Here is an 8,400-nt window from a genome sequence, read left to right as displayed (position 1 = left end):
CGACGGCGCTGACCGACGAGCAGGAACAGGCCACGACGCGAGTGGTGGTCGTGCTTGTGCTCCTTGAGGTGCTCAGTGAGGTCCTTGATGCGCTGCGACAGCATCGCAACCTGCACCTCGGGGGAACCGGTGTCACCGGGGTGCGTCGCGTACTCTTCGATGATCGCCTTCTTGACGTCTGCTTCCAGTGCCATAAATTCGATCCCCTCTCACTCATTGCGCGGCGCCCGACGCCTGATGCGTGGACTCTCTTTATCCGCGGCCGATCAAACGGCAACCTGGAAAGTCTACCAGCACCGGGGCGGCGCAGAGGACACCGGGTCCAGCAGATAGCCTCGATGAGTGCACAACGCCCTGATCGATCTGCGCCCGTTCCGAGCGAGCGCCCCCTTCACCCGCATGTGGATCGGTTCCACCCTCGCCGGCCTCGGCGGGCAGCTCACGCTCGTCACCATCATGCTGCACGTCTTCGATCTCACCGGCAGCACGTTCGCCGTTTCCATGGTCGCGGTCGCCGGCCTCGTCCCGATGATCATCGCGGGCCTCTACGGCGGCATGCTGGCGGATGCCTTCGACCGGCGCATCGTCGCACTCATCGCCGCCGTCATCACCTTCGCCTCCACCCTGATGCTCGCAATCCTCACCTGGGCGCACATGGAGACGATCTGGTGGCTGTACATCCTCAGCGTCGTCAATGCCGCCGCCAACTCCGTCGGAATGGCAACCCGCAGCGCCATCACCCCGCGCCTGCTCCCCCGCGACCTGCTCGCTCCGGCAGCCGCCCTGCACGGCATCACGATCGGCATGATGGTCATGGTCGGCCCGGCCCTCGCAGGCATCCTCGTAGCGACCACCGGATACGGATGGACCTACACGATCGACGTCGTCCTGATGACGGCGATGTTCCTGGGCCTGTGGACCCTGCCCCCGCTTCGCCCGGAGGGTGTCATCGTCAAACCAGGGCTGGCGTCGCTCATCGACGGCTGGCAGTTCCTCAAGCGCGCGAAGAACATCCGGATGCAGTACCTGATCGACATCACCGCCATGACCTTCGGTCAGCCCGTGGCCCTCTACCCCGCGCTCGGCACTGTCCTGCTCGGAGGCGGAGCGATCACGACCGGCGCCCTCGCCGCCGCCGTGGCCGTGGGCACCTTCCTGTCAAGCCTGTTCTCCGGTCGAATCGTCCGGTACCGATGGCACGGCCGTGGCATCCAACGGGCCGTCCAGGTCTACGGCCTGTCGATCCTCGCCTTCGGCGCTGTGCTCCTCGCCGGAACCGCGCTGCCTCCCGTGAGCGAGAACACGGCGAACATCGGCCTGATCATCGCCGCATGCATCGCCCTGGCCGTCTCCGGAGCATCCGACAACGTCAGCGCGATCTATCGCAACACGATGATGCAATCCTCGGTGCCCGACAGCATCCGCGGGCGCCTGCAGGGCATCTTCATCATCGTCGTCACCGGCGGCCCGCGCGTCGGCGCCCTCTACGTCGGCGCACTCACGACCGTCACGGCACTCTGGTTCCCACCATTGCTGGGCGGGTTCGCCGTGATCGCGCTCGTCGCCCTGCTCGTGCGGCTGACACCGCGCTTCCGCTCCTACGACGCGGAGAACCCCGAGCCCTGATTGGCCCGGGGTCCTCGAAGAACGACCTCAGTCCTGCTGCAGCGCCGCCTGCAGATCGAGGCCGATCGTGATCTCCTTGCCGACGAGAACACCGCCGGTCTCGAGCGCTGCGTTCCAGGTCAGGCCGAAGTCTTCGCGGTTGATGACCGTCTTCGCCGACGCGCCCGCCTTGTAGTTGCCGTAGGGGTCCTGACCGAAGCCGCCGAAGTCCAGCTCGAACGTGACGGGCTTCGAAACGCCGCGGATGGTCAGGTCTCCATCGATGAGCAGGTCGCCGTTCTCGACGCGGGCGCCGGTGGAGACGAACTCCATCGTCGGGTGATTCTCGACGTCGAAGAAGTCGGCGGAGCGCAGGTGGCCGTCGCGTCCCTCATCCTGAGTGTCGATCGAGGCGACGTCGACGGACGCCGTGACCGATGTCTCCAGCGGGTTCTCCGGCGCGACGAGCGTTGCGCTCTTGACGCCGAAGGTGCCGCGCACCTTCGAGATCATCATGTGGCGGACGCTGAAGGTCACCTCGCTGTGCGAGGGGTCCAGGATCCAGGTGCCGGAGCGGTAGCCGGGGATGTCGATGGTGCTCATGGTTTCTCCTTCAAGCGTCGGGGCCGAATGTCGGCGTTCACCGAGGGACAACTCTTATGCGATTGAATATATTCCGGTTTCGTGTAAAAAAATTCGGCCCTGCTCACCGGAGACGGGAGCAGAGCCGATGAGCATCGCGCTGATCAGCCGACGGCGACCAGATCGATGATGAAGATGAGGGTCTTCCCCGAAAGGAAATGGCCGGCCCCGGCCGGACCGTAGGCCAGGTGCGGCGGAATCACGAGCTCACGGCGTCCGCCGACCTTCATGCCGGGGATCCCCTCCTGCCAGCCCTGGATCAGTCCGCGCAGCGGGAACTGGATGGTCTCGCCACGACCCCAGGAGGAGTCGAACTCTTCCCCGGAGTCGTACTCGACACCGGCGTAGTGAACCGTCACGGTGTCGCCGGGCTTCGCCTCAGCGCCGTCGCCCACGATGATGTCACGGATGACGAGCTCTGCGGGAGCGGGACCGGAGGGTGCGTCGAACTCAGGCTTTGTGCGATCAGTCATGACTCCATACAACCCGAGCACGAAGGCCCCGGTCAACGCCACAGCGACAGCCGAGAGCGAACACCCCGACCGGATCGCCCCGGAGGGGTATTGACTTCCTCGCACGGGCGAGGCACCCTGGTGTCAGATCAACTCAGCGCCCGGGAGACTCGCAGGCATCGCCGCAGCACCGGGCGCTGAGTCTTTCCTCCGGTGCCCGCAGAAGGGATCAGTACGCGAGCAGCGCCGCGCGCGTCGCGCGGGTGCGCACCAGCAGCGCCTGCTCATCCGCAGGAGCCAGGGGATCGCGTCCCGTGATCGCCCGCTGGCGCACGGCCGCCAGTGCCGTCGCATCCTTGATGAACTGCTTCATCAGCATCCGACGATCCCCCCGCAGCGAAGCCGCCCATCGCAGGCCCGCCGCCCGACCGTTGGGCGTCGCGAGCATCGTGACCTCCTCCGGAGTGAACCAACCGGCCTGCGCATACTCGCCGAGCCGCTCGCGCGTCACACGCGCCTCCTCCTTGCGCAGCGCCACGATCGCCAGGATGAACCCGATGAACAGCGGCACCTGAAGCGTCACATACAGCCACATGAAGTCCGCGAAGATCGTCGAGCCATTCCAGAACCCATGCAGGAGCATCGCCCCGATCACACCGATCGTCCCCGCCCGTAGAACGGCAGTGCGCGTCCCATGCCGACGCGCGGCCAAGCCCATCGCGAAGCCGGTGAGAGCGGTGAACATCGCATGCGCGAAGGGAGACATCAGGCCACGCAGGACGAATGTCGCCGTCAGATGTGCTCCCCCGCCCTCGATGAGGCTGATCGCGAAGTACTGGATGTTCTCCGTGAAGGCGAAGCCGCCGCCGATGAGAGCGCCGTACACGATCCCGTCGATAGGACCGTCAAAAGCACGGCGGCCGATCAGGAACACGAGGAAGATGCCGAGCCCCTTGGCCAGCTCCTCGACGACGGGCGCCTGGATCACCGCACTCAGCGTCTCGGCGCGCATCCCTATCGCAAGCGTGATCGCCAGATCAACCAGCAGGGTGATCGCGATCGCTGCAATGGCACCCCAGCAGATCGCGAACGCGATGAGAGACTTCGGCTCCGGCTCCCACCGATCGATGAGCCGAACGCCGAGGAAGACGATGGCCAAGGGCACCAGCGCCAGAAGCAGCCCGATGCCGGACGCGATAATGCCCAGAGCCCAGATGAAATATCCCGTGAGGACGATCAGCACGAATCCCAGGATGCCGAATAGCCAGACAGACGCGGAGCGCCCAGCGCGCGCGGGAACCGGCATCGGCGGCAGCGCAGCGGACGGGGCCGGGGCCGGGGCCGGCGGCGTGTACAGGGCCGGCTGAGCCAGCGGCGAAGCATACGGCCAGCTGCTCGGAGCGACCGGCCCCGCACCGGGCTGCGAAGCGTGATGCGGATGTGACGGTCCTCCGAGAGTCATATGAAAAGCCTAGAGGTACTCACCAGCCTTCCCCGGTACCGGCACCGGTAGCGTAGAGACATGCGTTTCGCCCATCTGCGCCGCTCACAGCATGACGAGATCCATCTCGCAGTCATCGACGACACCGACGCCATCCTCGTAGCCGATCTCATCTCCCCCGCCCCGCGGACCCTGCAAGACCTCATCGAGGGCGGCGACGACGCACTCCAGCAGGTGCGCGCGGCATTGCGCGACAACGATGCCCCGCGCCATCCCGTCGACGAACAGATCTACGCCTCCGCCGTGCTGAACCCGCCCGTCGTCATTGCGATCGGCCTGAACTACGCCGCGCACTCGAGCGAGCTGGGGCTCAAGACCGACACGGCGCCGACCGTGTTCAACCTGTGGCCGAACTCCCTCACCGGGCACGAATCGACCACCGGCTGGCCGCGCAGCCTCAGCGAATCGATCGATTACGAGGCAGAGCTCGGTGTGATCATCGGAAAGCCGGCGCACGACGTCGCCGAGGGCGACGCGCTCGCCCACGTGTGGGGCTACACGGTGGTCAACGACATCACAGCGCGCGACATCCAGTTCGCCGAGGCCCAGTGGTCGCGGTGCAAGTCCTTCGACGGCTTCACCCCCACCGGCCCCGTCGTCGTCACCGCCGACGAGATCCCCGACCCGCAGGACCTGCATATCTGGACCGTCGTCGATGGCCACACCGTGCAGGATGCGAGCACCGGGAAGATGGTTCGTCCCGTCTCGAAGCTGATCGCCCACCTGTCCCAGTCGGCGACCCTTCTGGCGGGCACGCTGATCTCCACCGGAAGCCCCGGCGGCGCCGGATACTCCCGCGAACCGCAGATCTTCCTGCGCGACCGTTCCACCGTCACCGTCGGAATCGACGGGATCGGCGAGCTCACCACGCACTGCCGCATCTACGGCTGATCGTCGTTGCGCCCGGGGTTCCCCCCGGGCGCAACGCCCCTCAGATCTGGATCATGTCCTCCGGCGGGATCACGGTGATCGCCGAGGTGACCGCCTCCAGGCCCGACAACCGTGCCGGAGACAGCTGCTTCGTGACCTCTTCGCGCGACATCAGCTCGGCCTCGACCACCAGATCCGCGACATTGCGGTTCGTCAACAGCGCAGTTTTCGCCAGAGCCGCGGCCGCCGAATAGCCGATGAACGGCGTCAGCGCCGTGATCACGCCGACCGAGGCGCCGACCATCGCGCCCAGGCGACCCTCGTTGGCCGTGATCCCGTCGACGCAGTTCACGCGCAACGTCCACATCGCCTGGCGCATCCAAGTGATGGACTGGAAGATCGAATGAGCGATCACCGGCTCGAAGGCGTTCAGCTGCAACTGACCGGATTCGACCGCCATCGTGACCGTCGTGTCGGCACCGACCACGGCGAAGGCGACCTGGTTGACGACCTCGGGGATCACCGGGTTCACCTTGCCCGGCATGATGCTGGAGCCCGCTTGCTTGGCGGGAAGGTTGATCTCGCCGAAGCCCGCCTGCGGGCCGGAGGAGAGCAGACGCAGGTCGTTGCAGATCTTCGAGAGCTTGATGGCGTTGCGCTTGAGCGACGAGGAGAACGACATGAAAGCGCCCGTGTCGCTGGTGGACTCGACGAGGTCGGTCGCCGTCTCCAGCGGCAGGCCGGAGATCTCCTGCAGATGCCGAAGCACCGCCGGGGCGTAGTCGACGTGGGTCGTGATCCCCGTGCCGATCGCCGTCGCGCCCATGTTGATCTCGAACAGCAGCTTGGCGTTCTCGGACAGTCGCGACTGATCCTCGTCGAGGGTGGTCGCGAAACCGTGGAACTCCTGTCCCAGGGTCATGGGCACGGCATCCTGAAGCTGGGTGCGTCCGACCTTGAGGACATCGTGGAATTCGACCGCCTTGCCCAGGAATGAGCGCCGGAGCAGATCCAGCTCGTCGAGGAGCGAGCGCAGATTGAGCGAGAGACCGATCTTGATCGCCGTGGGGTAGACGTCGTTGGTCGACTGGCTCCGGTTCGTGTGATCGATCGGGGATAGGAAGGCGTAGTCACCCTTCTCGCGCCCCGCCATCTCGAGGGCGATGTTGGTGATGACCTCGTTCGCGTTCATGTTCGTCGAGGTGCCCGCACCGCCCTGGATCACGCCGACTGTGAACTGGTCGTGGAACTCCCCGTCGATGACGCGCTGCGCGGCGGCATCAATCAGGTCAGCGCGCTGTGCGTCGATCACGCCGATCTGCTTGTTGGCACGGGCGCTGGCCTGCTTGACCATGGCCAGGCCCCGGATCAGATCGGGATAGACCGAGATCGGCCGCTTCGAGATCGGGAAGTTGGCATCGGCTCGAGCAGTATGGATGCCCCAGTACGCCTCAGCGGGGATCTCCATGCTCCCGAGGGAGTCGGTCTCTGTACGGGTGGGCGCGGCAGAAGCCATGTCACATCCTTGTGGGTCGTGGCGAAATCAGGGATATCGCCAGTCTACGCCCGCAGGATGCTGAGGGTCAGAGACCCACGACGATGATGATGATCCCGGCCAGCACAGCGATGGCGCACACCGCGAAGCAGCCGTACGCGCCCCACAGGGAGAGCTTCTTCTGCCCCTCGGTGAGCGGACTCTTCTTCGCCTGCTTCGCCGCCTGCTTGGCCGCGCGCCGTGCTTCCTTCTCGCTGATCACCGCGATCGCATCGGTGAACTCGACGGGTGTGACCACCGGTGCGTGCCCGGCGCGAACCATCAACCGCAACCCCAGCGCATAGAAGGTGACGATCGCCGCTGCTCCGAGGAGAGCTGCGATGAAGACGTGCAGGAACGCATCCCAGTCGATGACCACGCTCATGCGCCGGCCTCCTTGTCGGTTGCCGGAGAGGAGTCCTCGGCGGCATTCGCCGCCTGCTTCTTCGCCTTCTTGTCACGGGACTTGGCCTTCGCCTTCGCGTCGGCCTTCGCCTTCTCACGGGCGTCGGCCTTCGCCTTCGCGCGCGCCTTCGCCTCGGCCTTGGCATCGAGGATGCGCTGCTGACGACGCGTCGGCGGAGGGTTCTCGGGAAGCTCGATCGCGTGACCGGACTCGGCGACATCGCTCATCGCGTTGTCGGGCGTGACCGCGTTGACCTTCGAGCGCAGGTACAGGCCGATGATGACGACCAGCGCGAGGACCGCGTCGATCGCCACTCCCCAGTTCCCGAGCCACACGACCATGAGCGCCGCGATGGCGCCCACGGACGCGGCAGCGGGCAGCGTGAGCAGCCAGCCGATGGCGATGCGCCCGGCGGTGCCCCAGCGGACAGCCGAGCCGCGGCGACCGAGGCCGGAACCGATCACCGAGCCGGAGGCGACCTGCGTGGTCGACAGGGCGAATCCGAGCGCGCTGGAAGCGAGGATGGTGGCCGCCGTCGAGCTCTCCGCCGCGAAGCCCTGCGCCGGCTTGACGTCGGTGAGGCCCTTGCCGAGCGTGCGGATGATGCGCCAGCCACCGAGGTACGTGCCCAGCGCGATCGTCACGGCACAGGCGATGATGACCCAGAGGTACGGATCGGCGTGATCGGAGCTCTGCCAGCCGATCGTGATGAGGGCGAGGGTGATGACGCCCATGGTCTTCTGCGCGTCGTTGGTTCCGTGCGCGAGCGCCACGAGCGACGAGGTGAAGATCTGTCCCCAGCGGAAGCCGTCGCGGCCATCCGGCTTGCCGTCGTAGCGGCGCGTGACCGAGTAGGCGATCTTCGTCGCGGCGAACGCGATGATTCCCGCCGTCAGCGGCGCGATCAGCGCAGGCAGAACGATCTTGGAGAGCACCATGCCGAAGTCGATGCCGCCCAATCCCACGCCGACGAGCGTGGCGCCGATCAGACCGCCGAACAGCGCATGCGAGGAGCTGGAGGGCAGCCCCAGGAGCCAGGTGAGCATGTTCCAGGTGATCGCGCCGATGAGACCGGCGAAGATCACGGCCAGGAATAGCTCGGCGCCGGCTTGGAGGATCGAGGCCTCGTTGATGATGCCGTGCGAGACGGTCTTGGAGACCTCTGTCGACAGGAATGCGCCGATGAGGTTGAGCACCGCGGCCAGCAGGACGGCCGTCTTGGGCTTCAGAGCACCGGTCGCGATGGGCGTGGCCATCGCATTCGCGGTGTCATGGAAGCCGTTGGTGAAGTCGAAGAAGAGTGCCAGCAAGATGACCAGCACGACAATGAGGACTGCGGTTTCCACCGTTTGCTTTCGGTTCGACGAAGAAGGGAGATGCCGACGTGATC

General features: G+C 66.0%; 9 protein-coding genes. 2 read left to right on the top strand and 7 right to left on the bottom strand.

The window, feature by feature from the left end:
- On the bottom strand, positions 1-194 hold a 194-nt coding region (gene rpsO, locus Q0Z66_RS05690), incomplete at its 3' end, for a 30S ribosomal protein S15 (RefSeq protein ID WP_298038784.1).
- A 148-nt stretch (positions 195-342) separates the two neighbouring features.
- Here rpsO and Q0Z66_RS05685 point away from each other — a divergent pair.
- Positions 343-1,626 carry an MFS transporter gene (locus Q0Z66_RS05685; protein ID WP_298038783.1) on the top strand — a complete coding sequence of 428 codons (1,284 nt, stop codon included), beginning with the start codon at positions 343-345 and terminating at the stop codon, positions 1,624-1,626.
- Between the two features lie 27 nt (positions 1,627-1,653).
- Here the strand turns inward: Q0Z66_RS05685 and Q0Z66_RS05680 are convergent, their stop codons facing one another.
- The 3 genes from Q0Z66_RS05680 to Q0Z66_RS05670 all read right to left on the bottom strand — a co-directional run bounded on the left by Q0Z66_RS05680 (position 1,654) and on the right by Q0Z66_RS05670 (position 3,942).
- Positions 1,654-2,208, bottom strand: coding sequence for a YceI family protein (locus tag Q0Z66_RS05680; RefSeq protein ID WP_298038781.1), 555 nt, complete (start codon positions 2,206-2,208; stop codon positions 1,654-1,656).
- Positions 2,209-2,351: 143 nt separating this feature from the next.
- Positions 2,352-2,720 (bottom strand): FKBP-type peptidyl-prolyl cis-trans isomerase, encoded by a 369-nt coding sequence (locus Q0Z66_RS05675; protein WP_298038778.1) that lies wholly within the window; start codon positions 2,718-2,720, stop codon positions 2,352-2,354.
- A gap of 208 nt (positions 2,721-2,928) precedes the next feature.
- Positions 2,929-3,942: a PrsW family intramembrane metalloprotease gene (locus tag Q0Z66_RS05670; protein WP_298038775.1), complete on the bottom strand. Its 1,014-nt coding sequence runs from the start codon at positions 3,940-3,942 to the stop codon at positions 2,929-2,931.
- 279 nt (positions 3,943-4,221) lie between these two features.
- On the opposite strand from Q0Z66_RS05670, the gene Q0Z66_RS05665 reads away from it, so the two are divergent.
- A complete protein-coding gene (locus Q0Z66_RS05665; protein WP_298038774.1) occupies positions 4,222-5,091 on the top strand; it encodes a fumarylacetoacetate hydrolase family protein in 870 nt (289 codons plus the stop codon).
- Positions 5,092-5,131: 40 nt separating this feature from the next.
- Here the strand turns inward: Q0Z66_RS05665 and Q0Z66_RS05660 are convergent, their stop codons facing one another.
- The 3 genes from Q0Z66_RS05660 to Q0Z66_RS05650 all read right to left on the bottom strand — a co-directional run bounded on the left by Q0Z66_RS05660 (position 5,132) and on the right by Q0Z66_RS05650 (position 8,356).
- The gene (locus tag Q0Z66_RS05660) at positions 5,132-6,586 is read right to left on the bottom strand and encodes an aspartate ammonia-lyase (RefSeq protein ID WP_298038773.1); all 1,455 of its coding nucleotides are present in this window, start codon (positions 6,584-6,586) and stop codon (positions 5,132-5,134) included.
- A 67-nt stretch (positions 6,587-6,653) separates the two neighbouring features.
- Complete coding sequence (locus tag Q0Z66_RS05655) at positions 6,654-6,989, bottom strand: peptidase (protein ID WP_298038771.1); 336 nt, start codon at positions 6,987-6,989, stop codon at positions 6,654-6,656.
- The gene (locus tag Q0Z66_RS05650; protein ID WP_298038768.1) at positions 6,986-8,356 is read right to left on the bottom strand and encodes an inorganic phosphate transporter; all 1,371 of its coding nucleotides are present in this window, start codon (positions 8,354-8,356) and stop codon (positions 6,986-6,988) included. The genes Q0Z66_RS05655 and Q0Z66_RS05650 overlap by 4 nt, the downstream gene beginning before the upstream one ends.
- Positions 8,357-8,400: the final 44 nt, after the last annotated feature.

The organism is uncultured Microbacterium sp. (assembly GCF_947632095.1).
Lineage (GTDB): Bacteria > Actinomycetota > Actinomycetes > Actinomycetales > Microbacteriaceae > Microbacterium.
This window is presented reverse-complemented; position numbering and strand designations above follow the sequence as displayed.

Excerpts from the sequence above, each read along its gene's own strand:
- Q0Z66_RS05680 (WP_298038781.1), bottom strand. The coding sequence starts at position 2,208 with ATGAGCACCATCGACATCCCCGGCTACCGCTCCGGCACCTGGATCCTG.
- Q0Z66_RS05675 (WP_298038778.1), bottom strand. The coding sequence starts at position 2,720 with ATGACTGATCGCACAAAGCCTGAGTTCGACGCACCCTCCGGTCCCGCT.
- Q0Z66_RS05665 (WP_298038774.1), top strand. The coding sequence starts at position 4,222 with ATGCGTTTCGCCCATCTGCGCCGCTCACAGCATGACGAGATCCATCTC.
- Q0Z66_RS05660 (WP_298038773.1), bottom strand. The coding sequence starts at position 6,586 with ATGGCTTCTGCCGCGCCCACCCGTACAGAGACCGACTCCCTCGGGAGC.
- Q0Z66_RS05655 (WP_298038771.1), bottom strand. The coding sequence starts at position 6,989 with ATGAGCGTGGTCATCGACTGGGATGCGTTCCTGCACGTCTTCATCGCA.